This is a genomic window from Nocardia sp. NPDC051570 (assembly GCF_044454005.1).
In the GTDB taxonomy this organism is placed as follows: Bacteria; Actinomycetota; Actinomycetes; order Mycobacteriales; family Mycobacteriaceae; genus Nocardia.
Genome location: NZ_JBITDI010000026.1, coordinates 61,826 through 87,683 on the forward strand (window position 1 = coordinate 61,826; position 25,858 = coordinate 87,683).

16 protein-coding genes are annotated in these 25,858 nt (G+C 66.7%); 5 read left to right on the forward strand and 11 right to left on the reverse strand.

Features of this window, described 5'->3' with window-relative positions; genetic code table 11:
• Positions 1-25: 25 nt before the first annotated feature.
• The 8 genes from ACIA76_RS39615 to ACIA76_RS39650 all read right to left on the reverse strand — a co-directional run bounded on the left by ACIA76_RS39615 (position 26) and on the right by ACIA76_RS39650 (position 17,794).
• Positions 26-1,438 (reverse strand): lipase family protein, encoded by a 1,413-nt coding sequence (locus ACIA76_RS39615; protein WP_397160017.1) that lies wholly within the window; start codon positions 1,436-1,438, stop codon positions 26-28.
• A gap of 30 nt (positions 1,439-1,468) precedes the next feature.
• On the reverse strand, positions 1,469-2,938 hold the full coding sequence (locus ACIA76_RS39620; RefSeq protein ID WP_397160019.1) for an MFS transporter: 1,470 nt from the start codon (positions 2,936-2,938) through the stop codon (positions 1,469-1,471).
• Complete coding sequence (locus ACIA76_RS39625; protein WP_397160021.1) at positions 2,935-4,512, reverse strand: PfaD family polyunsaturated fatty acid/polyketide biosynthesis protein; 1,578 nt, start codon at positions 4,510-4,512, stop codon at positions 2,935-2,937. The genes ACIA76_RS39620 and ACIA76_RS39625 overlap by 4 nt, the downstream gene beginning before the upstream one ends.
• On the reverse strand, positions 4,509-6,914 hold the full coding sequence (locus ACIA76_RS39630) for a hypothetical protein (RefSeq protein WP_397160023.1): 2,406 nt from the start codon (positions 6,912-6,914) through the stop codon (positions 4,509-4,511). The genes ACIA76_RS39625 and ACIA76_RS39630 overlap by 4 nt, the downstream gene beginning before the upstream one ends.
• A 29-nt stretch (positions 6,915-6,943) precedes the next feature.
• Positions 6,944-11,686, reverse strand: a complete 4,743-nt coding sequence (locus ACIA76_RS39635) for a hypothetical protein (RefSeq protein ID WP_397160025.1) — start codon at positions 11,684-11,686, stop codon at positions 6,944-6,946.
• The gene (locus ACIA76_RS39640) at positions 11,679-13,700 is read right to left on the reverse strand and encodes an SDR family NAD(P)-dependent oxidoreductase (RefSeq protein WP_397160026.1); all 2,022 of its coding nucleotides are present in this window, start codon (positions 13,698-13,700) and stop codon (positions 11,679-11,681) included. The genes ACIA76_RS39635 and ACIA76_RS39640 overlap by 8 nt, the downstream gene beginning before the upstream one ends.
• Before the next feature lie 269 nt (positions 13,701-13,969).
• The gene (locus ACIA76_RS39645; protein ID WP_397160028.1) at positions 13,970-14,830 is read right to left on the reverse strand and encodes a phosphopantetheine-binding protein; all 861 of its coding nucleotides are present in this window, start codon (positions 14,828-14,830) and stop codon (positions 13,970-13,972) included.
• 66 nt (positions 14,831-14,896) lie between these two features.
• A complete protein-coding gene (locus ACIA76_RS39650) occupies positions 14,897-17,794 on the reverse strand; it encodes a beta-ketoacyl synthase N-terminal-like domain-containing protein (RefSeq protein ID WP_397160030.1) in 2,898 nt (965 codons plus the stop codon).
• A 424-nt stretch (positions 17,795-18,218) separates the two neighbouring features.
• Here ACIA76_RS39650 and ACIA76_RS39655 point away from each other — a divergent pair, with 424 nt between their 5' ends.
• Positions 18,219-19,475, forward strand: a complete 1,257-nt coding sequence (locus ACIA76_RS39655) for a hypothetical protein (RefSeq protein WP_397160032.1) — start codon at positions 18,219-18,221, stop codon at positions 19,473-19,475.
• Positions 19,476-19,664: 189 nt separating this feature from the next.
• On the opposite strand, the gene ACIA76_RS39660 is transcribed toward ACIA76_RS39655, so the two are convergent.
• The 3 genes from ACIA76_RS39660 to ACIA76_RS39670 all read right to left on the reverse strand — a co-directional run bounded on the left by ACIA76_RS39660 (position 19,665) and on the right by ACIA76_RS39670 (position 22,224).
• Positions 19,665-19,895 carry a hypothetical protein gene (locus tag ACIA76_RS39660; RefSeq protein WP_397160033.1) on the reverse strand — a complete coding sequence of 77 codons (231 nt, stop codon included), beginning with the start codon at positions 19,893-19,895 and terminating at the stop codon, positions 19,665-19,667.
• A 99-nt stretch (positions 19,896-19,994) separates the two neighbouring features.
• Entirely contained in the window at positions 19,995-21,026 is a 1,032-nt protein-coding gene (locus ACIA76_RS39665) for an AraC family transcriptional regulator (RefSeq protein ID WP_397160035.1), read from the reverse strand.
• A gap of 85 nt (positions 21,027-21,111) precedes the next feature.
• Positions 21,112-22,224 (reverse strand): diguanylate cyclase domain-containing protein, encoded by a 1,113-nt coding sequence (locus ACIA76_RS39670; RefSeq protein WP_397160037.1) that lies wholly within the window; start codon positions 22,222-22,224, stop codon positions 21,112-21,114.
• A gap of 393 nt (positions 22,225-22,617) precedes the next feature.
• On the opposite strand from ACIA76_RS39670, the gene ACIA76_RS39675 reads away from it, so the two are divergent.
• From ACIA76_RS39675 to ACIA76_RS39690, 4 genes are all read left to right on the forward strand, one after another.
• A complete protein-coding gene (locus tag ACIA76_RS39675) occupies positions 22,618-23,796 on the forward strand; it encodes a PucR family transcriptional regulator (protein ID WP_397160039.1) in 1,179 nt (392 codons plus the stop codon).
• Between the two features lie 62 nt (positions 23,797-23,858).
• A complete protein-coding gene (locus ACIA76_RS39680) occupies positions 23,859-24,050 on the forward strand; it encodes a hypothetical protein (RefSeq protein ID WP_397160041.1) in 192 nt (63 codons plus the stop codon).
• 335 nt (positions 24,051-24,385) lie between these two features.
• Entirely contained in the window at positions 24,386-25,303 is a 918-nt protein-coding gene (locus ACIA76_RS39685; RefSeq protein ID WP_397160043.1) for an esterase/lipase family protein, read from the forward strand.
• Between the two features lie 5 nt (positions 25,304-25,308).
• A complete protein-coding gene (locus tag ACIA76_RS39690) occupies positions 25,309-25,788 on the forward strand; it encodes an FG-GAP repeat domain-containing protein (RefSeq protein ID WP_397160045.1) in 480 nt (159 codons plus the stop codon).
• Positions 25,789-25,858 lie beyond the last annotated feature (70 nt).

Below are 25,858 nucleotides of genomic sequence, written 5' to 3' on the forward strand. Positions count from 1 at the left end.
AGGTGGGGGTCATGTGAGGTGAGGGTCAGTGATGGCCGATGGGTTGTTGAACGGCCGCGGCGAGAAGGGAGCCTGCCGCTTGTAACCAGACGGGCCAGCTCTCGGGATCCAGCAGCATTGATCCCTCGTCGCGTAGATCGCATCCGGGTCCGACTGGGACACCGTCGAAACGGTCCTTCAGCCAGATGAATTCCTGTGCCATGCCGAAGAACAGGAGCGTGATGTGCTCACTGAAGTTGTCCCGGGTGTACACCACCTTGGCCTGAGGCTCGCGGCAGTAGGTGTTCACCAGGTCGTTGACCTGTCCGACGGGGACGATCCAGTCCGGGTTGGCGTTGTACATGAACATCGGCATATCCGGCACCGAATGGCCCATGCGGACCGCGTCGAAGACCTCGTCCGGGACCGAGCCGTGCAACGGGTCGGGAATGTCGAACATCTGCTCGTACGGCAGGAATGGCAGCGCAAGTCCCGAAAACACCTGACACAGCGAGGTATTCACCGGTCGTAGTGCCCGCAGTATCGGGCCCATATGCTGATCCAGGTAGGCGGCCAGCTCCGGGTATTCGCGGGAGGCACCGAATACTCCCGCGAACAACAGGCCCGAACCGAGGTTGCCGTTGGCCGAATGCACCATGGCGCGCAGATCGGCGGCGATGCCACCCTCCGCGGCGCCGACGATGTTCAGCTCGGGCGCGTAGGACGCATGCAGTTCCGCCGCATTGCCGGTCGCGATGGTTCCGCCGGAGTATCCGGCCAGCGCGGTCTTCGTCCCGGGCCCGCTCGAGCCCAAGGGCCCGAAGTTCTCCGCCGCGCGAATGCTGTCCAGGGTGATCCGCGCATTCAGCGGACCCGATCCGAATGCCATGTTGGGGCCGTCGAAGTCGGGCATGTTCACCGCCCATCCGGCGCCCAGCGCGGTCAGGGTGAACAGGAACTCGGTCTGAATATCGGGCTGGCCGAGATAGTTTCCCGGCACCGATGCCTGCTGCAGCAGATATGACGGCGCGCAGTAGTGGCCGCCGGAATCGATCGGAAACTGGTACGACAGCAGGTTCCAGGGCTGATCGCCGGGTCCGCCGCGCGGTTTCATCACGGTCGTGACCGCGGCGATCGGGTGATCCAGATGATCGTTGGAGCGGAACGACAGCTGCCAGGCGTCGATGTCGATCGGGAGCACGGAGTAGAAGGCCAGGTGCACCTCGCGGGCCGCGATGATCTCACCGGGCTGCTTCGAGGCCACCAGGTCCGCGGGCGGGTTGTAGAAGCCCGGGTCGAGCTCCGGGGGCATCGGCGGGATCGGGAAGGGCAACAGCGGCTGCACCGGTACCGGGACCGGATCGGCTGTCGCCGCGCCCGTCGATGCGGACATCGCGGCAACGGCGAGCACCACGGAAATGATTGCCGAGCGGGCGATCCGCGACTGCGGCACTCTCATGGCTGCTCCATGGATATGGCGTCCCTGTTGTCAGTGTTCATGCGAACCTCTCGGACCGCTCGATTCCGCGTTCGTCCGATGTCGGGGGATGGCTGCGCCGGCGGCCGCACCGGCCAGGAGCACGCCCGCCGACAGCCACATCGCCGGGCGCATGCCATCGGTGAAGGACGGACCAATGTCGGCGAACGACCGGATCGGCGTGGAGAAGTGCGCGACGACCGATGTGCAGATCGCGATGCCGAGTGCGCCACCCACTTCCCGCAGGGTGTTGTTGGCGCCGGAGGCCTTGCCGAATTCCTCGGGTCGCACCGAGGACAGCACCTGCGCGCTCACCGGAGCCCATACCAATCCCATACCGATTCCGCCGAGCAGCATCGGCGGAATCGCGTCGGTGTAATCGAGGGTGGGGCCGCCGATCAGCGCCATCCAACTCAGGGCCACCGCGTCCAGCGTCAGTCCGAGCGTCATCAGCCGTCCGCCGCCGACCCGGTCGGTCATCAATCCGGCGAGCGGGGCCGCCACCATCGGTCCCAGCGACCACGGCAGCGTGCGGAGCCCGGCGTCGAAGGGGTTGTAGCGCAATGCGATCTGCATGTATTGCACCAGCAGGAAGTTCGATCCGAACAGCCCGAAGTACATGGTCATCGACACCATGTTGCTGAGTACGAAACCCCGTATCCGGTAGAAACGCAGCGGCAGCACGGGATCCACAGCTCGGCGCTCCCACAATACGAACATCGTGAGCAGTACTGCGACGGCGGCGAATGCGCCGAGGATCCGCCCCGAGCCCCACCCGTATCGGTGACCTTCGACGATCGCCCAGACGGTGAGCACGACGGCCGAACATCCCAGCAGCACACCCGGCATATCCAGGCCGCGGTCCGGTCCGCGGCTGTCGCGCAGCACCGACCGGATCAGCCAGACGGCGACGGCGCCGACGGGCACGTTGATCCAGAAGATCCACTGCCACGCCAGGCCCTGGGTGATGGCACCGCCGATCACGGGACCGAGCGCTACGCCCAAACCGGTGATGCCGCTCCACAATCCGATCGAGGCGCTGCGTTTGGCCGGTGGTACCGATTCGGCGAGAAGTGTCATCGATACCGGCGTCGCCAGGGCCGCGCCCGCGCCGGCTATCGCTCGGCCGAGGATCAGCACGTGCACCGTGTCGGACAGTCCGGACAGCACGGATCCTGCCATGAACAGCATGATTCCGGTGACAAGGATGCGGCGGCGTCCGTACCGGTCACCGAGTGCGGCGCCGGTGAGCAGTAATCCCGCGAAGGCCAGCGTGTAGGCGTTGATCACCCATTGCAGCTGTGCTTCGTCGGCGTGCAGGCTGCGTGATATCGCCACCAGGGCGTTGCTCACGACGAGGTTGTCGAGGGCGACCATGAACGCCGGGGTGGCGCAGGCCGCGATGATCGCGATGGCGTGGCGCCGGGATCCGGTTGCGACGGCGGCACTGCGGGTGCTCGCGTATTCGTTGGCGATGGTCATGATCCCTCCGGTCCCGCGATCGGTGCGTCGGGCCGGTAGTGCCGCAGTGAATGCGGCAGTCGGACGCCCTGCAAGGTCAGCTGGTGGATCCGTGAGTCGTAGGCGGCGCCGCGCAGCAACTGCATCGCGACATCCCCGGCCCGGCGATCGTGCTCGAGGTAGGTACCGCGGGCCCATTCGTTGAACCCGCCCATCGCGGGGCCACACCAGATTTGGTAGTCGGCGTGGCGGTCGGGGTCGCCGGAACTGGCCCAGCGCGACGACAAACCCAGATACCAGCGGAAGATCAAAGCCATTCTGCGCTTGGGGTTTCCGACCGCCCGCTCGACCTGAACCGGATCGCGCTGCTGGAAGTGGGTGACCACATCCGACCAGACCTCCTCCACCGGCCGGCGCAGAATCTGCTGTTCGAGTTTGGCGCGCTCCGCGGCGGGCAGCGCGTCGATGCCGTCATAGCGGCGATAGAGCTGGTACAGCTGCTTGGCCCGGGCCGCGAACAGGGTTCCCCGTTTCAACACCTGCACCTCGACGCCGAGTTCGAACATGTCCGAGGACGGCGCCATCTCGCAATCGCTGATCTGGGCTTGGCGCAACAGTTTCCGTGCGGCATCGGATGTTCCCGATTCGGCGCAGGCCTGGTTGATCGACCCGGTGACGACGTAGTCCGCGCCGAGCGCGAACGCGGCCGCGACCGCGGCGGGAGTGCCGAGGCCACCGGCGGCTCCGATCCGCACCGCGTGCGGATATCGCCACTCGAGGGCCATGGCGTCGCGCTGGGTCGCGATGGCGGGCATGATCACCGACAGCGGTCGGCGATCGGTGTGCCCGCCCGAGTCCGCCTCCACGGTGATGTCGTCGGCGACCGGTATCAGCCGAGCCAGTTCGGCCTGTTCGCTCGTGATGAGTCCGTGCGCAAGCAGTTCGGCGACGAGCGGTTCGGGCGCCGGACGCAGGAACCGGGCAGCGACCTCGGGGCGCGACAGCTTGGCGATCACCCGGTTGCCGATCCGCACTGCGCCGTCGGATCCCCGGGACAGCCCCGCCACCCGGTAGCGGACCAGCGCCGGGGTCAGGTCCATGAACGCGGAGGCCTCCACGCAGTCGACACCGCGACGGAGCAGCAGGTCGACCGCGGCCGCTTCCATGGCGGGTTCGTGGGGGCTGTGGATGAGGTTCACGCAGTAGGGCAGACCGGGTATCTCGGCGGCGAACCGGGTCAATGCGGTGTCGATGCGGTCTGCGGAAAGCCCGGCGGCGCCGAACGATCCCAGGCATCCTGCCCTCGCCATCGCGATCACCAGATCGGCGGAGGCGATGCCGCCCGCCATCGCGCCGGACATATAGGCGTACCGGACCCGGTGGGTGTGGCGAAAACTGCTGGCGCCCAGCGTGTGCGGCGCCAGCGGCGCCGCGACGGCGAGGGGTGTGCCCGCGGGCGCCACGGCGGTCACCGCGATGCCGCCGGGTCTGTCGACGACATAGCAGGGCACCTCGAGTCGGCTCAGCACCGCATATGGATCTGTGACCTCGGGCGCCCGGTGCGCCGTGGCGTCGGGGACGAGTTCGACCGTCATCGCGTCGACTCCTCGAGGGAGCGGACCTCGATCGCGATATCGCTGACCTGGTAGATCCGCAGTCCCGGCTTCCAGACGCTGCCGTCGGCGATGACCAGCAATCGTCCCGGTTCCCGGCGGATCTCCTTGATGTGAACCTCGAAAGTCATCTGTCCGTCGTGGATTTCGACCTGGCCGCGGTAGCTCCAACGCGTCTGCACGCCCACCGGCGACTCGAAGGTGACCGGCCCCATATCGGCGGCGAGGCCGGTGTCCATCACATACACCTGCAGGGCCTGGGTCAGCGATTCGATGCCCAGTGTTCCCGGCATCACCTTGTCGAGGTCGTTGTGGACGTCGAAGTACCAGTCGCTCGCCGCGATCGCCCGGCTGCCATGGACGTACCCCTGACCGAGCGCGCCACCGCCGGGTACCACGGTGACGTCGTCGATCAGGCGCAGCCGCCCGCCGGCCAGCCGCAGCCCGGTGCCGGGTTGCGGGGTGAACCAGCGATCCTCGGACCGGAGGGCAACGGTGTGGGCCCCGGCCGGATCGGGGTGTTCCTCCAACCAGGACGGTCGATACTTCCCGGCGTCCATGCCCTTCTGGTGTTTCAGCCATTCTCCGGGGAAGTAGCCGTAGAGCGTCTGTCCTTCGTAGAACAGCTCACCGTCGGCGAACAGGCGGAAGCCGAATCGCTCCAGCAGCACACCGGAACCGGGCAATCGGGTGAGCATGACCGTTTCCTGTCGAATGGTCTTGCCGCGCAGGTCGACCGGTCGTGTCAAGGTGGCGTAGCCGTCGAGGTTGCGGACGTACAGATCGTCCTCGGGGAACAGGAAGGCTCCACCCATGTAATAGCCGAGCAGCAGCGAGGATTGGAGTGCGATCTCCATGTAGACGAAGTTCGGCATCGTCGGGGTGGAGTTGTGGTGGTAGTACCACCAGTCCGGCGACGAATCGTATTCGGTGACCAGCGTGACGCCTTCGGCGAATTCACCGGGCTTCCCGTCGACGCTCTGGATCCGGTCGATCCGCTGATAGTCACCGCCCGGTGTCCGGGGCATATGCTTGCCCACGCCCAGGACTTCGCTGAACTCGCTGCCGATGGCCTGGGTGAAATCACCGGCCCCCGCGAGGGCGAGGTGGAATTCGTTGGCGTAGGTCGCTTCGCCGTCATGGTTGCGGCGGCCCAGGAACGGCATGACGCCGTCGGCGCCTATTCCGATCGCGGTGCCGGGCTTCTCCCGGACCTGGACCGCGAGATCGGTGAGCCGGATGATCGGGGCGCCGTCGGCGTAGACCGTGACGTCGGCGACCACGGTCGGGCGCGGGATCAGGGTGATGTCGCAGACATCGGCCCCGTAGGTGATCGTCCGCGCCGCCGTGGGCAGCGGCGCGAGCAGGTGCATCCCGGTGGGTACGTCGAACGCCGGCTGGAATTCCCCGTCCGGGAAAACCAGGTGCAGCCCTGCATACATCGCGTACACCTGCAGCACATGCGCCGCGCCCTCGACGAGCAGCGCGACGGGCGACAGCGAGTTCCCCGGCACGTCGAGCGAACTCGGGGCCGCGGTCGCGGTCAGCTTCCCGAAACCCCGTGATCCGCCGGTCCGATCGATGTCGGTGATCTCGGTCAGCGTCCGAATCCCGCTGCGGGGGAGGCGGATCGAGGGGTTGCAGCCATCGGCCCGCTGGTCCCAGTACCGTCCGAAGACCGCCGCGAGTTCACCCCGGGTGAGCAGATCGATGTCGTCGGTGGTGACGCACTCCCGATCGGTGCGCTCGAGCGGCTTGAACTTGGTCGGGTCCTTCGGGTGGCGTCGCCGGTGCCCTCGCTGGGTGCCGAAGTACTCGCTCCCGGACAGTACTTCGTCAGGGTCGCCGAATCCCGCGCAGGCCTGCGGCATTTCGGCGATCAGCCGGTCACCCAGATAGCAGCGGTGCGAGAAGTGCACCCGCGCACCGGAATCGAGGGTTTCCAACCGGTCCACCTCGAGCCGGACGCGGATCGTCTGCCCCGTGCGCGGTGTCCGGTCGTGGAAGATCGTGTCGGCGGACAGCAGTCGAAGCTCGTGTCCGGGTTGGGGTTCGATGCCGAGATGTTCGAGGAGCAGCCCGAGGCATTGTGTCGTCTCGAGGACGACGGCGGCGGGGACGGTGCCGTCGAGGGCGTACCAGGCATCGGCGGGGACATCGTATTCGGCGGTGATCGAGGCGGGAGGCTCGAATCTGCCTCGCTCACCACGCATCTCGAGCACGCGTGACACGAAGGGATACCGGCCGGTTCGCGGGGCGGTCGAACGACGGGTCACCTGGTCGAGCTGGGCGAGCATCCGGTGCTGCAGGGCGTCGTGCGCGGCGGTGAAGGCGCGGTCGCCGAGGGCGGCGTCGGTGCTGGCGAGATCGAATACGTGGACCATGGGGCTCTCCTCACGCGGATGGACAGGGGTTACTGGTCGTTGCGGCTGCGCACTTCGATGGCGATGTCGTCGACCTGGTAGATGCGCATTCCGGGTTTCCAGACGTTGGCGTCGGCGATGACGAGCAACCGTTCCGGTTCGCGGCGGATCTCCTTGACGGTGACGTCGAGGGCGATCTCCTTGTCGTCGGCCAGAACCTGGCCTCGGTAGCGCCACCGCATCGGCACGTCGACCGCCGACTCGAAGGTCACCGGACCCATATCGGCGGCGAGATCGTTGTCGATCACATAGAGCTGCAGGGCCTGAACGAGCATTTCGATGCCGAGGGAACCGGGCATGACCGGATCCTGGAAGAAGTGGTATTGGAAGTACCAATCCTGCGGGTCGATCGCACGAGTACCGTGCACATACCCCTTGCCGAACTCTCCGCCGTCGGGCACCACGGTCGCTTGGTCGATCAGGCGCAGATGCCCGTCGGCGAGCCGTAATCCGGTTCCGGGTTGCGGAGTGAACCAGCGATTGTCGGGGCCGATCGGCACTGTCCGTGCCCCGGGCGGGTTCGGATGTTGTTCCAGCCAGGAGGGTTTGTAGGCGCCGCCGTCGAGTCCTACCTGGTTGCGGAGCCCGTCGGCGCCGAAGAAGCCGAACAACGATTCGCCCTCGTAGAAGACCTCGCCGTCGGCGAACAGCCGATAGGACAACCGCTGCAGCACCGCGCCCGGAAATGCCTGGTGTGAGACCAGTATCGTTTCCTGTCGAATCGTCTTGCCGCGCACGTCGATCGGCCGCACCACGGTGGCGACACCGTCGAGATTACGGACGTACACATCCTCGTCCGCCAGCACGAGGGCCCCGCCGAGGTAGAAACCGAGCAGAATGGCGGACTGCAGCGAGGTCTCCATGAGCACGGCATAGGGCATGGCATCCGAGCAGTTGTCGCGGTAGTACCAGGATTCCGGTGCCGAGACGAATTCGGTCGATGCCTCGCTGCCCGTGGTGAATTCCCCGCGCGTTCCGGCGACGCGCTGCAAACGGTCGACGAACTGGAAGATCCGGTTGGGCATGCGGGGTAGTCGCCGGCCGGCGAAGACGGCGAAATCGGGCCCCATCGAGGTGACGATGTCGCCGAGCGCCGCGTGCGCGATATTGAATTCGGTGGCGAGCGCGGCCTCGCCGTCGTGGTTGCGGCGTCCGAGGAACGGGACGATGCCGCTCGCGGTCGGGCCGACCGGTGTGCCCGGTTTCTCCATGACCTGTATCGCGGCATCGGTGATTCGCATGATCGGCGCGAAGTCGGCGTACACGGTGACGTCGGCGATCACGGTGGGCCGGGGCAGCAGCAGGATGTCGGTGACCTCGGCGCGGTAGGACAGCGTTTTCACCTGCGCGGGCATCGACCCCAGGATGTGCACGGTTTCCCGGATACCGAACGCGGGCTGGAATTCCGCGTCGGGGAACACCAGATGCAGACCCAGATACATCGCGAAGATCTCGAGTAGTTGTGCCGCACCCTCGGTGATCATGGTCCCGGGCGGGACACTGCGCCGATCCGCGGCCCGGTTGGCGGTGAGCTCGCCGAGTCCGTGCGGTCCGCCGAGTCGCTCGATCATGGTGACCTCGTCGAGCATCCGGATACGCCCGGCGGCGAGGCGGATCGAGGAATTGCAGCCCTCGGCGCCCTGGTCCCATGCCGGCCCGAACACCGCCGTCAGATTGCCCGAGGTCAGCAGATCGACGTCGGTGTCGGTGAGGCTGATCCGGTCGGTGCGCTCGAGCGGTTTGAAATCCCTCGGTGCCAACGGATCACGCCGGTGCTTACCTTTCGCGGGGGTCGCCGCGACAGGCCCCGAGGGTAGGTCGGCGGGGGTGCCGAATTCGGCACAGGCGTCGGCCATGTCCATGATCACGGTGTCGCCGAGGCGGCATCGGTACGAGAAGTGCACCTGCACACCGGAATCGGAGGTGACGAACCGGGTCACGTCGAGATCGACGCGGAGCGTCTGCCCGGCGCGCGGCAGCCGGTCGTGGAACACCGGATCCGCCGACAGCAACCGCAGGCTCTGTCCGGATCGCTGGTCGACGCCGAGCTCTTCCAGCAGCAGCGCCAGGCACTGCGTCGTTTCGAGCAGGATGCTCGCCGGGGCGATGTCGTCGCGGGTGTACCAGGGGTTCGCGGGGATGTCGTACTCGGCGGTGATCCCGGCCGGGGTGTCGAGTACGCCGGGCGCGCCGCGCATCTCGATCACCCGGGACACGAACCGATGGAGATCGGTGACATCCGGTTCCAGCGTGGGCTCGGCCGCTCGGCCGCCCAGCAGCTGTTCGATTGCCGGATATGCGGCCACGAAAGTCTGGTGGGCCGCAACAGTATTCGGGACGATCGTCGACAACACCGCCGCTGTCGGTGGATCGGTCACCGAGACGGCGGCGACACTGCCCGCCGGATGACCGTCGACGGTGATCAGGGCGTCACGGGTTGAATCGAGCATGGCAGACCGCCTTCGGGTGCGTAGGTGGACACGACCGCTCGCTGGTCGGTCGGTAGGTTGTGCGTCGCCCAGCAGCCGGGTCGGGTCGATGGGCAGGCCGTGGCTGATCAGGCGGGCGACGGCGCGGGCGAGTGCCGTGCCCAAGGGCATGCCGCGGCGGTCGACTGCCACGGCGAGATGGTCGACGTCTGCCAGCGAGTCCTCCAGCCAGCGGGCGCACGACCCGCCCGGGCCGATGTCGATGAAGTACCGGAATCCGTGGTCATACGCTGCCCGGGCCAGGCGCGGGAAGTCCACCGGTTCGCACATGATCCGCACGATGTGCTCGGCGAGACGGTGCCGGTCACCGAGATCGACGCTGCCGTAGTCGTAGCCGGTCAACAGCGTGCCGGGAGGTTCGGCCACCATGATCGGGTGGTCGACCAGGCGCGCGATCGCCGCGGCCTCGGTTTCGGCGGGTGCGCAGTGCACCACGAGGGCGGAGGGCCCCCGCGCCGACGGGTAGCCCAACTGCGCGGCCAATTCTCGGCATTGACGGGGATCGCCGGCGAGCACGAATTCCCGCGGTGTGTTCACGTGCGTGAGGTACACCCGGTCGAATCGGGCGACGGCCGCGTGGACCTCGGCGCTGTCACCGATCACCGTCATGGTCGTCCACACGTCCTGATCCGGGACATGGTCCGGGATCGACCATGGTTGTCGCACCACCTGTTTGCGGCCTCCCAAGCGCTCGGTGAACAGGCCGGGCGCCGGGCGGGTCAGATCCACGGTCGCGCTGTGATCCCACACCCCGTGGGAGAACAGCATGCTGACCTCGCCCAGGCTGCACCCGAAGGCGCCGTCGACCGGGATACCGAGCATGTCCCGGATCAGTGCGGTGTGCAGTATCGCGAGGGTGACTGCGGTGCCGAGCTGGCCGGGAATGTCGTCGAGCAGCCGGGCCTCGTGCCGGGTGCGGGCCTCGCGGTCGAGCCCGGCGACCGATCGCGGATACAGCAGGTCCTGGCGCAGCAGCTCGTGTTGCCCGCTGTCGTCGAGGCGGGCGGACAGGGCAGGGAACAGTCGCAGCAGGTCTCGCCCGGCGCCGGGATACAGGGAGAAGATGCCGGGATAGACCAGGGCGACCGGCTTGTCGGGTCCCAGCGGTGCGGTGGTGCAGTAGCTTCCTGACGGTGTTACCCATTCGCCGTGGCGGGCAATGACTTCCGGGAGATCGTGGATCGCCGCCCGCAGCTCCGACCGTAGCCGGGCCCGGTCGGCGGCCACGAGGACGGCGGTGTAACGCCCCGGGGTGGTCCGGGCGGCTCTGTTCCGGCACAGATCCATCGGATCAGCGCCGCCGGCCAACCGGGTCAGGCAGTCGCGGGCCTCCTGCGCCAGTTCGGGCCCGCCGTCGCCGCTGAGCACGAGCAGCAGTGCCCCACCGGCGCCGAACCAATCAAGGGGCGCGTCACGGCCTTTCGTCGCGCCGGTGGACAGCACCAGGTGCGCGGCCGTTTCTCCGTCGGATGCCGCGACCGCGGCCCATCGGCGGCCCGCGGGGCCGGGCCACACCCAGGGCTGCTCACCCTCCGCGCGGCACAGCGCACTCGACGCGTCGGCGACGACACCGGACGGTGTCGCGGGCAGCCGGGCGTCGTAGACGTGTCGGGCGGCGGCGGCGACGGCACCCAGCACGGTCTGCTCCGGCGCCCCGATGACGGTCGACAGCGGATGATCGGCCGCCGGGTACTCCGGCGCGACCTCGGCGAGCATGCGGCCGTTGTCGTCGGGACCCGCCACCGTCAGCCAGCCGATATCGCGCGGATGGATTCCGGTGTGCCGCACCGCGACTCGGGCCGCGGTGCCGATCGCGTCGGCGCCGGAGGCGCCGACTGCCGCATCCAGCCGCGCGTAGCGCAGATCGTCGGTGCCCGCACGGGTCAGCACCAGGGCGGCCGCTTCGACGGGCCCGCACTCGATGGTGAGGACCGCGTCGATCATCCTGTTGGCCAACAATGTTCGGGCGCGATCGAACAATGCGACCGATCCGGCGGTGGTCGCGGGTAGCGACTCGACGGGACCGGCAAGACCACGATCGCGGGCGAAACGCCACACCGTATCGATATCGGCCCCGGCGGCGAGGACCGCGATACCGTCGGCCTCGAATCCCGCGGCGACATCGATCGGATCGATGCCCGCGTCCGCGAGCGCGCTGTCGCCGACCACCGACAACGCGTCGGGTCCTGCCTCGGTGCGTCGTGACGCCGTTCCGGCTATCCGGATGGTGAGCAGCTCAGGCATCGGCGTGCCTTCCGACCAGACCGAATCGTTCGTCCAGGCCCGCGCTGCTGATCATTTCGGCGTCGCGCAGACGCAGCAGCACCCGTCCGGTCGGATCGCAGGCCTCGATCGTGCAGTAGGCCCGCGGTTCGGCGACGGTGACCCGGCTGACCACGACATAGAACGGCTCGGCGTCGGGCAGCGGTCCCAGCAGCTCGGCCGCCGCGATCCCGGCGGGCAGGCTGAGCAGCCCGGTGGTGTTGCGGCACCGGATGCCCGCGGCCTGCATCAGCACATCGGAAGTCAATGCCCGATACCGCGAGGTACCGCAGTAGCCGACCGCCCAATCCGGCTCCGGTAGTTGGGCATACACCACGAATCGATCGCCGTCTTCCAGGACGGTATGTAGTCCGCGCATCGACGGTCCGTGGAACAGCGCCCTGTCGTCGTACCACGGCACCGCCGCCCCGACGGCCAGCGTGGGCAGATCCGGGTAATGGTCCGGGCCGATCGATTCCGCGAGCGCCGAGCTCACGAGTCCGCGGTACCGCGGGCGGTCCGAGTCATCGGTGACCGTCACCGACACCTCGTCCGGGCCGGTGTCGCGGATGGTGAAATGCAGGCGCGGTGTCGTCGCATCGAGGATGACGCCCTTGAACACCTTGAAGTCGTAGGCGGAGCGGATATCCAGATGCGGATGTGTCTGCGCGACGACGTCGAGGATCATGCCCAGGGCCACCCCGGCGGGCAGCACCGGCTTGCCGTCGATCATGTGGTCACCCATCGCGCGGCTCTGCGCGATCTGCCCCATGTCGCGGCTCATCCGCACCTCGCGGCCGGGGACGACCGCGACGGGCTCGGACATCGGTCGCCACGGCCCGATCTGGCACAGCAGATCGCGTGAGCGGGGCGCGGCCAACTGGTCGGCGAACATGACCGCGCCGTCCGCGGGCGGGATCGGGGTGATGCCGCGGCCGATCATCATGCGTTCGAGTTCCGGGCCGACCATGCCACCGGACCAGGCGCTCCAGTTGATCGAGGTCACCGCGATGCCGGGATGACGCAACTTCAGGGCGCAGGCCAGATGGTTGAGCGCCTCGTTGGCCACCGAATACGACGCCTGGCCGCGGTTGCCGTAGATCGCCACCACCGAACCGAAGATCACCGCGTGGCGGAGCCGGCCGGTGTCGACGGCGTCGACGAGCGCGAACCAGCCGTCGAGCTTCGGGGTCAGCACGGTCGAGATCGCCTCGGGGGTGAGCTGGTCGACCAGCTGATCGGCCAAAACCCCGGCACCGTGGACGATTCCGGTGATCCGATCCCGGTACGGCGCCAGCGCGGTGCGGACGGCATGCGGGTCGGTCACGTCCACGGCCAGATAGTCGACCGTCGTTCCCAGTTCACGCAGCCGGGCCAGCGTCGCCCGGACCTCCCGCCGCGCGACCAGCGTGCCGGCTATGGCCCGCAGTTCCCGCGGCGGCGTCGGCTGCCCCTCGGACTGGCGTCGAGCGGCGATCGCGGCGATGAGCTTGTCGTCGGGAACCCCTGCGCACCAGTCGGGTTCGTCGGCGAGTTCGGTCCGGCCGAGCAGCAGCATGCCGCAGCGGTAGCGGGCCGCGGCCTCGATCGCGCACGCCGCGGTGACACCGCGGCCGCCACCGGTGAACACCAGTAGATCCTCGGAATTGGGCTGGGCCACCTCGGGATCGTCGAGCAGTGGCCCCGACCGATCCTCGGTGAACTCGATGGTGCGGCGCACACCGGTCGAGTCGTATCCGATCTGGGTGAGATCGGTTCGGGGATCGTAGAGTTCGGCAAGCAGCCGCGCCGGGTCCTGTCCGCTCGCCAGGTCGATGCTGCGGCAGAACAGCGTCGGCGCCTCGATGCCGAGTGTCTTCACCAGGGCGAAAACCCCACCGAGGATGGCGTTTTCGTCAGTGTCGACACTCGTCAGGCCGAACGTCCCGTCGAACTGAGTGACCACCATGAAGCCCGCTCGACCGTGGGTGGCGGCCCGCTCCAGGGCGGGTTTCACCTGCCGAGTCAGGAGCAAGGCCTCGCTCAGCGCGGCGACCGCCGCACTACGGTGCGACAGTTCGGTCGGTGCGAACCAGACGACCAGGTCCGGATCCTCGGTGGATTCGTCGGTGGTGACCCGCCAGCCGGCCGACCGCAGCGCCGCGGTGAGGCCGGTGGACAGGTCGGTTGTGGCGCCCGTGATCAGGGCGCTGGGTTGCTCACGGAATCCGCTCTCTAGCCGATCGGGAGCCGGAAGTTCGCCGAGGCGCGCGAACTTCCGCCCGATCAGGCTTTTGGGGCCGAGTCCGCCGCGCCGCCGTACCGAGCCAGGAAGCCCGCCACATCGTCGAGGGTGCGCATCTCACCGATCTCGTCCAGCGGCACCTGCGCCACCGACGGATACCGGTCCCGCATCGCACCCATGATCTCCACGCGCTTGATCGAGTCGATGCCCAGATCGGCCTCCATGTCCATGGACGGCTCGAGCATCGTGGCGGGGTAACCGGTCTTCTCGGCGACGATGTCGTACAGCATCCACCGGGCCGTGTCCGCATCCATACCGGCCGTCGTGCCTGTCGCCGTCGCTGCGGCAGTCGTCTCCGCGGTGACCGGGGCGACAGCCGTCGCGGCGGCTGCCGGTGTGTCGATGGTGATCGGAGCGACTGCGGGTGCGGCGGGCGCCGGAATGACGGTTGCCGCAATGGTTTCGGTGGCCAGCGGCGCCGGTTGCGCTGTGCTGGTCGCGGCGGGCGGGGTGACAGCCGGGGCCGCGCCGAGATCGAGGCCTGCCACGGATCCGGTGCCGGTCGGCTGCGGTGTCGCCGCGGAGCCGCCGGCGAGGGTGTTGAGTGCGTTGTTGGCGGAGGCGTGGGCTTGGCCGAGCGCGGCACTGTTCCACGCCGTGGCGCCGATGCTGTCGAGCACCTCCTTGCGCGGGCTCTCCTTGGCGGCCTCGGCGCTCAACAGCGCGGTCAGCTGCTTGGCCAAATCCAGTTGGGTGGTGAGGAAGTCGCGGTGCGCCGCGAGATGGTCGGCCAGCAGCTCGGCGCTCGCCGCGGACGGGGTCTGGGCCGCGGTGGCAGGGCTGCTCCCGTTGAGGGAAATGCCGTGGGACTGGCCGTTCTTCGAAATAAACGAGGTGGTCATGGTAACTCCGTTCAATTTCAATGAGGGGTGGGGGAGACGGGGCGACGCTGACCCGTTCGGTGATCGCTAGAGGGCAGGTACGGGCATGGCAGGGGAGGCGCCGGTGGCCGCGCCGCCGGCGACGTAGCCGTCGTGCAGCAATCTGTCGTGGGCCTCGAGCCGGTTCGGCGGAACGTAATTCGCGCCGTCCATCGGGACACGCATGCGATGGCCCTGCTCCTCGGGCGGTGCCGGCGCGGTGTAGCGGTTGATCGCGGTCAGCGGCATACCGAGTACGAGCAGTCGCGCCGCCAGCTGCTTGAGCTGCCGGTCGGAATCCTGTGTCCGGCCACCGTCGGCGCTGAGCACCACGACGTCGTCGCGGTCGCGCAACGTCCTGCGAACCAGTCCGGAAAGCACTGTGCCGGGACCGAATTCGACGAAAATCCGGTATCCGTCCTGGTACATCTGCGCGATCCGCGCGGCGAAGTACACCGTTGATGTGAGCTGTCGCACGAGGATGTCGCCGTTGGCGGCGGTATCCGCGCCGTACTGCGCATCGGCCATGTTCGGGTACACCGGCATGTCCGGCGCGCTGACGGTCACCTCGGACACGGCCCGCTGGAACTTCTCGACCGCGTGCGCGACGTATGGCGTGTGGAACGCCGCGGCGACCGACAGTTCCTGAACGGTCACGCCGTGGGCGGCACAGACGCCGGTGAAGGCGGACACGGCGTTGGATCCGCCGCCGACCACCACCTGATCGGGCGCGTTGATGTTGCACACGTAGACGTCCGGGTGCCCCGCCATCAGCTCGCGCACGCGAGGCAGATCGCACGACAGCGCCACCAGCGTGCCGGGATCGGAGCTGCCCGCCGGACGGGCAGCCATCGCCGCACCCCGCGCGCCGGCGAGGCGGCGGAATTCGGCATCGGTGAGGCTACCGGCGGCCCACAATGCGGTGAGCTCACCGAAACTGTGCCCGATCGCGCCGTCGGCCCGGAAGCCGAGCTCGGTCAGGTATTTGTACTGCCCGGCCGACAGAGCGCCGATGGCCGGCTGCGCGTATTCGGTGCGGCGCAGCGCCGCGACCTGGTCACCGTGCCGCGCCGAGTCGTGAGCCGGCGGCGGGAACACCACCGCACCCAGCGCCTCGGACCCCTCGAAAGCCAATGCGGCAGCGTCGAATTCGAGCCGCAGTGGCGTGAGCGCGATGGCCGCGGTCGCCCCCATGCCGGGATACTGGCTGCCCTGCCCCGCGAACAGGGCCGCGATCTTGCCGCCCATCGGCGTGCCCAGATATGCCTGGCGCCGGTAGAAGACCGCGTTGTCGATCGTGAACTCGGCGGCCTCGGCGTCCGCCCGCAGGGCCTCGATGGCCTGTGTCCGCAGCGCGGTCAACCGGCCCGGGTCCGAGGCCACGATCGTCAGCCGCGCCGCGTGCGCGGGGATCGGCTCGGCGGCATCGCTGCCCTCGGGGGAGGTCTCGAGCTGCTCGAGTAGGTCGGCAACAGTGCCCGCATGCCAGCAGTGCACCGTCGACACTCGGTGCGACACCGGGGCTTCCGCGGTGGCGACCGTGTACTCCTCGAGGACACAGTGGAAGTTGGTGCCGCCGAATCCGAAGGCCGACACCGCAGCCCGTCGCCGGGCCCGGCCCGGATCGAGGATCCAGGGGCGGGCGACTGTGTTCACATAGAACGGCGATCCGTCCAGATCGGTCACCGGCTGGTCCACATTGATGCTGGGCGGCAGCACCTTGTGGTGCAGTGCCAACGCCGCCTTGATGAGTCCAGCCGCGCCCGCGGCCGCCTTCGTATGTCCGATCTGCGATTTCACGCTTCCGACCGCCACCGAGCCGGCACCGGCGCCCGCGTAGACATCGCGCAGCGCCGTCAGCTCGGTGGCGTCGCCGACCGGTGTACCGGTGCCGTGACATTCCACGAGCGCCACCTGATCCGCGCCGAAACCCGCGGCGGCATAGGCGCGCTGCAGCGCGGTGACCTGGCCTTCGCGCCGGGGCGCGTAGATGCTCTTGTAGCGGCCGTCGCTGGCGGCGCCGACGCCGCGCAGCGTGGCGTAGATCCGGTTGCCGTCGCGTTCGGCGTCGGCCAGCCGCCGCAGTGCCAGCATGCCGATCCCCTCACCGCTCAGGGTCCCGTCGGCCGACCGGTCGAACGGGCGGATGCGGTCGGTCTTGGAGAATGCCGGGGTCTTGGAGAAGCACAGATAGTTGAAGATCGTGTTCTGGACATCGCAGCCGCCGGTCAACATGAGATCGGCACGGCCGGACACCAATTCGTCGACACACATCCGGACCGCCGCGAGTGAACTGGCGCAGGCCGCGTCCACCACGCAGTTCATACCGCCGAGGTCGAAGCGGTTCGCGATGCGGCCGGCGATGACGTTGCCGAGCATGCCCGGGAACGAATTCTCCTCCCACGGCGCGAACGCTGACGAATACTTCGCGACGATGTGGTCGGCGTCGCGGTCGGACAGCCCACACGCGAGCACCGCCTCCCGGATCTGCGGGGTCACCAACCGGGCACTGAACGCCGATGCGATCGACGTATTGCTGGTGGCGCCCAGCACTACCCCGGTGCGGCCGGCGTCGTACCAGGGGGAGTCGAAGGCGCCGGCATCGGTGAAGGTCCGCTTGGCCACGATCAGACTCAGCAGCTGCGCCGCGTCGGTGATCCCGAGCATGGACGGCGGGATCCCGAACTCCACCGGATCGAAATCGACCGTCGGCAAGAACCCACCCACCTTGCTGTACGTCTTGTCTTCGGCGGCGGGGTCCGGATCGTAGTAATCAGCGATCCGCCAATGGTTTTCGGGCACTTCCTCGATGCAGTCACGGGCATCGAGGATGTTCGCCCAGAACTCTCGCGCGTCATGGGACTGCGGGAACAACCCGCCCACCCCCACGATCGCGATCGGTGCCTGGGGCAACGCCGACACCGGCTCTTGCGCTTCCTTCGCCATTCTCAGCTCCTTGCCGGTTCGACCATTACTCGATCGAACGCCGAATCATGTAGGTCGTATGCGGTACCCGTATACAGGCCGGGCCGCCGTACTCGTCATTCATTCCGGAAACTGCATCCCATATGGCAATTCTCTGGGAACCAGGACCCATTTCTAATTCGCTGCCGTCGCTATTGCAACCCCTGATCGGGCGTTGGTGACGTGCGTCACCGCGCATTTCCGTAAATGGCACAGAATGAGAATATAATATGGCACGAAATGGCTATCGAGGGTCTGTACGATATTTTCTGGAGCCTTGTATCGGGTAATCGGAGTCGTTGAACGGTTGTGCATGGCATCACTTTGTTCGCTCGTATTCTGCGGCAGTACAGTGGCTCTTCCGCATGACTATTGCAGTTCCAGATGGACCGGCTGGGAGGTATTCATGAAATACAAGATCGGCGCCATAGACCATTACTGGGCCTTGACCAGGGCGACAATTTGCTATGCGCTTGTCTGCTCGGGACCGGTCGATGTGGAAATCCTTCGGCAAGCCTTCGATCTACTCTGTCGCAAATACCCCATGCTGGGCGGGCACCTGGAACTGGTGGACGGCGAATGCCACCTCCGTCTTCCGGATACGGCCCATCCCACCGCCGCGGTGACCGTGGTGGACGGCCCGATCCCGGCCTGGCTGGAGCACGGCATCGCGCCGATGGATCCGACCCGCGCGCTGGCCCGTCTCGAGGTCGTCCAGGACGGCCACAACACCGCGATCGGCCTGCAGGTCAGCCATGCCGTGGCCGATGGGCGACTGGGATTTCAGATGCTTCGGGACCTGTGCCGGTTCTTCGCCTTCGGCGCCGATATGGCACCGCCCGACACCGCACCGGTCTATCCGCGCGGGATCGAGGACGTGTGCGCCGCGCGTGATTTCGACATCCCGCAGCTCGAGTTGAGAAATCCCGGAGGTCTGTTCACCGTCCCCGCCGTTGTGGAATCCGAGGGCCTCGGCTTTCGGGTGGCGCCCACGGCGCGGATCCGCAAATCCGTCGAAGCGACCGATCGGCTGGTCCGGTACGCACGAGTCCAGGGCACGACGTTGCACGCCCTGGTGAGCGCGGCCATCATCCGCGCCGAGCGTGCGATGGTCTCGCTGGCCGGTGAGGCGGAGGGCGAGGAACTCCCGATGCTCAAAATGCATGTCATCGATCTGCGTGCCCACCTCCAGCCGCCGGCGGAGCTGGGCGAGGTCACCAATGCACTCGGCCTCGGTCCTACCGCGGTCATGTGCGCCCCCGACACCGACATGGTCGGACTCGGCAAAGAAATCAAACAGCAGCTCATCGACCGTATCGAGAGCGGGCAGGGGTTGGCGATCATGCTGGACCAGGCCCAAGAATCCGTGCGCGGCGAGGAGCTGGTGGAGCCGTCGAGTGGGTTCATCTCGAACCTGGGCGTAATCGCGCCGTTCGCCCACCCCGCCGGCATCGAGTACCTGGACTTCCGGGGGCTCGTCATCCTCGATCCACAAGTCCGCGACCCCAACGTCTGCTACTTCGTATTCAGTTTCGGAGGACGGCTGCTCATCGAAATCGCCTGCGCGGCACGCAATCACAGTCCCGACCAGATCGCGCGGCTATCGCGCGAGATCTCCGATAATCTCGACGACCTGGCCCTCGCCCTGGAGGACACGCAGTGATGGCTCGCGAGAGGAGTGGGACCCGTCGCGCAGCGTCGTGGGTGTGTTGCTATTTCCTCCCGCGCGGCCATACCGCACGGCAATGCCGTGTTGAATCGACGACATAAAACAATCCCGTCCGACGTCCGGAACGATGTGGTATGCAAATAGGATGTCCATTACCGGGAGACGGAGACCCTTCGGAAGGGTCTACAACCGACCGTGTGTGGCCAGATTCATGAAATTCTCTCCTACAACAATTCCCGCGGCCGCGACGATCAGCCCGTTTCGACAGGCGACGACCGCGTCCTGCACGTCCGAAATAACGACGCACGCATGATTGATCAGATCCCCGACGATCTGTGGATCGGTAAGCCGGATCTCCTGACGACGTAGGTGCCAGTCGTTCGCGCGTTCCCGGTCGAGCACGAAATGCGGCATCCTAATCGCACCGAAAGCGCACACGCATATCACGCTCGACCGTGAGGTCCGCGTCTGCGGTGAACGCGAACCTCGCAATGCGACGAACTGATAGCGGGTTCATGCGGCTGGGTTCCTCGATCGGTGAACTCGTAGTTGCCCGGGTGAGGAGCCGGTCCAGCGTTTGAAGGCCCGGTTGAAACAGGCCGGCGTCGCGTAACCGAGGCGTCTGGCGATCTCGGCGGCGGTTAAGTGCGGATCGGCCAGCATGCCGATGGCCAGTTCCTTGCGTACCTGTTCCGCGATTTCCCGGAAGGTGGTCCCCTCGGTTTGCAGTCTGCGGTAGAGCGTGCGCGAGCTCATCCGCAGTGTCGCGGCGACGGCGACCTGGTCGAGCAGATGGTGTGGGTTGCACAGCAGGACGGCACGGGTGGCGCCCGCCGCGCCGACACGATCGGACCGCATGTCCAGCAGCCGGCGGCAGTGTTGGGTCATCGCTTGGAAAGCCGGCTCGTTGCGTTGTGGCATCGGCTGGTCAAGCGCTGTGTCGTCGAGGACGATGGCGTTGGCGTCGGCACCGAATTCCAGGTCGCAGTCGAAGATTTCGTGAAAGCGGTCGATGCGGGTGGGTCGTTCGTGCCGGAATCGGATCAGGCGGGGGCCGGTTGCGAACGGCAGCAACTCCCGATAGACCGTGATCGCGGCGGCCAGCGTCCGATCCGCCAGGAACGGGGCGATGTCGGCGGGCAACTCGCTGTCGTCGATCCGCACCACGACGCTGCCGTCGCCCGCCACATCGAGCAGCATCGTCCCGAAGCCGAACGCCCTGCCGAAATCGCGGCACGACACATCAACTGCCACACCGAGGGTCGCACTGCTCGACATCGCGCCGGCCCACGGGCCCAGGACCGACGCGTGATAGCGGGTACCCAGTTCGATCGCCGCGTCCGGGTCGGACCGGCACAACCGGTGGATGTTTCGCGTGACCTGGAGTTCAGAGTGCGGGGTGACCGTGGTCTCGGGGTCGTCGAGGACCGTAGCGTCGATGCCGGTGTCGGCCAGGCACTCTGGAGCTGTCACGCCACGTTCTGCCCCGAACCGCGTCATCAGCAATACGCTCACCGCGCTGCGGGGCAATTCCCAGTCGATCATGGCGCGCCTTCCAGAGCGAGAGTCAGGTTGTCGAGGTTGCCCGAGCTGTCGCGCGGTAACTCCGCGACCTGCTCGGGGGACTGTGTCAGAACGCCAGCGTGTCGTCGGTCTCGATAATGACTACGGTGTTGCCGCCGAGTCGTTTCGCCTGATACATCGCGGAATCCGAACAGCGCAGGATGTCGTGGCGGGTCGAAGAGTCGATCGAGCGGGACACGTCGAACACCGCGACTCCGACACTGGCGGTGATCGTGACCGGGACATCGGGCATCGTCCGCACTGCCCAGCGCAGCCGTTCGGCGACCACCCGAGCCTGGTCACCGCTGAGGCGGCCGACGACCACGAATTCCTCGCCGCCGGTGCGTGCGACGAGAGCATCCGGGTCGGCCGCAGCCCGCAAGCGACCGGCTGTCTGCCTCAGCACGTGATCGCCGACGGGATGCCCGTAGGTGTCGTTCACGGTCTTGAAACGATCCAGGTCCAGTGTGGCCACGTAGATCGTCCCGTGGTCGCAGAGACCGACAATGCGCGACAGGTGGTAGTCGAGCCCGTGTCTGTTCAACAGTCCGGTCAGCGGATCGGAGAATGCGGCCAGCCGCCAGAGCCAGTGGTAGGTCTGCACCGTCATCAAGGCGACGACGGTCACGGCCCCGAGCAGTAGAACCGCGGCGAGACCCATCGTGTAGTCGCGGGGCGTGCCGGCGACGCGCGCGGGATCTCCGGTCACCAGACGGATCGCGACCATGAGTGTCGATGCCAGCGACCAGACGATGTGCACCGCCAGCGCGGGAGGTCCGTGGAAGCACGCGTAAGCGCCGGGGACGACCAGAAGCGCCGTCGCGATCGCTCCCCACAGGCCGTTCTGACTGGTCAGGGCGGTAGCGGTGATGGCGATATCCGCGCAGGCGAGCCAGATGAGCGATTCGGTTTCGCTCGGCCAGGCCCACAGCCACCAGCGCAGCGCCCACAGCCCGGCCAGGATGGCGCTGAGTGCGCAGGTTGCCGTGCCGATCGTGGTGTGGAGGTAGGCCTGCGATCCCATCGACAGCACGGCGATCGCGTACAGCACCGCACCGCCCGCACCGACGATGAACTTCGTGCGGGCCAAAGCGGACTGGGTCTGGAGGGTGTCGACCAGCCAGCGGTAGTCGACTCGGTCCTGCCACCAGGAACGAAACGTCAATGGGCTGTGGGTCATCGAGTCACCGCCTGATATCCACACGACGGGGTAGATCCGAGTTCGTCGGCAACGTCGACCGGCAAAGGTGACCGATGACCAGGGCGATCCGCGAAAACTGCAATCTCATGGCTAATCCTCTCCAGGGGCGTGTTCCCGGCGGGCTCCTGCTCTCAACCATCCGGGCAGATGTATACGGCTACTAGTACGCAAACCTAAAAGTGTGCGAGAATTCGACTGCGGAAACCACAGTCGCCGCGCTCGATGAAGGGTTCGCGCATCCAACATCGATGCACGTCGAGACGTAGATCACCGTTCATGATTCAACTGCGACGATGGCCGATTTAGATGGAATCATCAAAAATGAGCCCCGGCCACAAGACTGTTCGAACGAATGGGAATGGAGGTGGGGCTGTGGAATCCGAGTGGGGGCCGATCACTGAACTGTGTGACTCGATATTTGCCGATCTGCCTGTGCTGGTGCCCGAGATCGTGGCGGTCATCCGGCGTGAGGTTCCCGGATATCACGTGGTGGATCTGGTTGAACACATCGCGGCGGTGACCGATCAGTATCGAGGGGTTCTCATCGGGCTCGGCGAGCGACGGCTGCCGTCGCCGCAGGAGATCGATCCGTCGCGCGAGCTGGGCCGGTCACGGGCGCGTGTGGGCTTGTCCATACAATCGCTGATCGGTGCCTACCACGTCGGTTATCGAGAAATGTGGAACATCCTGCTCACCCGCGCCGACGCCCGCGATCCCCGATTGGTCGCGGACCTGGCGCGACTCGGCGGCACCGCCTCTGTGTGGCTGCAGCACGCGACGACCGCGGCCGCATGTGCCTACAGCGAGGCGGTCCGCGCGGAAGACGCCGCCCAACTCGCCCTGACCTACCGCTTCTTCGACGTCCTCATCGCGGGACGTGCGTCGAGCGCTGACCTCGACCCACTCGCGCATGCGCTCGGCTTCGAGCCCGCCGGCGAGTTCCAGGCGGTCTGCGCACCCGCGCGGTGCTGGTCCGACGAGAGCCTCGCGGCCCTGCGGACAGCCCTGCGCCGCTCGCGGGGGACAGTGCACTGCGTCAACCGAGGCACGATCATGCTTGCCCTCATCCAACGCATTTCATTGGACACGATGATCCACGAGATGAACCGCCTCGTTCCGGGCTCGCCGATCGGTATCGGCCTGCCGCGCCCAGGCCTGCCCGGCGCCGCAGCCAGCATCACCGACGCCCAGCAGGTCTTGCCCTTGGCGCAGCGCAGCGGCCACCCCGCGAGATTCGACGAGCAGTGGCTGGCCGCGACCGTGCTGCCCCACGCCGCTCGACTGTCCGCGCTGCTCGAGCCATGCCGCACACCTGCCGCCGAACACCCCGAACTCGCCGAAACAATCCAATGCTTCGCCCGCCACGACATGTCGTTGGCCGCCACCGGCCGAGCCCTGCACGTTCACCCGAATACGGTGAAGTACCGCCTCGATCGCTGGCACGACCTCACCGGCTGGGACGTGCGCACCTGGGACGGGCTGTCCCGCAGCATGATCGGCCTAGAACTCCTCGCGCCGACCGGAGCTCCCGATCCGATACCTCCGTCATGATTCGACCGAACCGCAAGGTCTACGCGGGCTTCTCAGCAGACGGAAAGATGGCCTACGTCAGCATGATCGAGCAAGGTATCCCGCTGCTGTATTGGACCCCCTCTACCGGCCAATCGCGGACGTCGGAAGAGGCATATTTCGCACAGCTGCTGCAGATGGACACCTCACTGGTGGCCTACGACGCCGATAACGGCGTACCTGGACCCTCACTGACCACCAAGGGAGCTTACGTCGCGGGCACGTACACCGACTGACGCCGAATCCCGATACATCGCCGCCAAAGTCGCCCATCAGGGATAGCCGAGCAGATCGGCCGGACCGGGTCGTTGGCGCGCTCAGGCGGTGTACCAGATTCCGCAGCGCCGTGGTGACGTCGGTGTCGCCCTTCGGAAGTTGAACGCGATACGCGCTTGCTTGACCCAGAAAAACTCTGTTGTGCAATATGACAAATCAGATAATGCGCAATTGTGTAATGTAATTATTAGTTGTTACTTAACTGTGATTGGACTCATACGGACCTGCGATGCGAGCCGTTCTTGACTAGTCTCCTGCAGCAGAACCTCCGGCATCCGGGTGATGAGGTATCAGGATGCAACATGATCAGAGACCAAGAATGCCGAGTACTATGCGTAAAATTGTTCCGAGTAAGTTCCTGCTACCTATTGTGTTTCTGATATTCGCCTTGGCCACCCCGCCCATCGCACTTGCCGATTCCGGGTCGGCCGGCCTGGACCTCATCCCGCCACCGCCTGGCGCGAACAACTGGTCCTGCCGTCCCAGCTCCGAACATCCGCGGCCAGTCGTCTTGGCGCACGGCACTTTCGAAAACCGCTTGGACAACTGGATCATGGTGTCGCCTGCGCTCGCACAGGCCGGCTATTGCGTATTTGCGCTCGATTACGGCAAGACGGTGGGCGGAGCGCTGTCCGGCATCGGTCCGATGGCTGCGTCCGCGCGAGAGATCTCCGATTTCGTCGATCGTGTGCTGTCCGCGACCGGGGCACGGCAAGTGGACATCGTCGGCCATTCCCAGGGCGGCATGCTGCCGCGGTACTACCTGAAGAACCTTGGCGGCGCCGCCAAGGTCAACGCACTCGTCGGTCTGGCCCCGGACAATCACGGAACCACCTGGGGCGTCATCAATCTGCCGATAACCATCGCCCCACCGGTGACCGCCGCAGTGTGCCCGTCCTGCGTCGAACAGCTGGCGACATCGGAGTTCATCCGGCAGCTCAACAGCGGTGGTGAGGTGCTGCCTGGTATCAAGTACACCGTTGTCTCGTCCCGCACCGACGAATTCGCCACCCCGTATACGACGGGATTCCTTACCCCTGGGCCCGATGTCACCAACATCTTGTTGCAGGATGTTTGCCCCGGAGACGTCACCGAGCACATGCTGCTCACGTCCGATCCCGTGGCAATCCGCTTGGTACGCAACGCCCTCGACCCTGACCATGCGGTGGCGCCGACCTGTGCCGCAGTGCAGGTCGGACCGGCGGGGATCTGAGAAGAATGCTCACTACACGCTTGTGCACCGCCGCGGCCGCGGCCGTGCTCGTCGCCGGGTCAGCAGGCTCCGTGGCGAGCGCGGCACCACCGACCGGTTCGTGGTCCGACCCCGGCCCGGCTCCGATATTCCGCGAGTCCGTGCAGTACCCGGTCGGCACCGCGGGCCAAGGCCTCGGATCCCAGACCATCGCCGCAGGCGATTTCGATCATGATGGCAACGCCGATATCGCCGCTGTCGACACCGCGGGCGGAGTTGCCATCTCGCGTGGGGACGGCAACGGGCAGCTGAGTCGTACCCAGTACGTCGCCACCGACATCGGCGCCAACGCGGTGCAGGCCGCAGACCTGCGCGGCACCGGAAACCTGGATCTGGTCGTCACCAACCTGGCCAGCATCAGCGTCCTGTTCAATGATGGCAACGGCCACTTCGCCGTCGACCACACCTATTCCACCGACCCTAACCTCGATCTTGCAGGGCGGTAGCGGCCTGGCTTGATCGGGTTCGGATTGGTTTTTCGATGGTATCCGGGTCGTCGGGTATGGCGGGGCGACC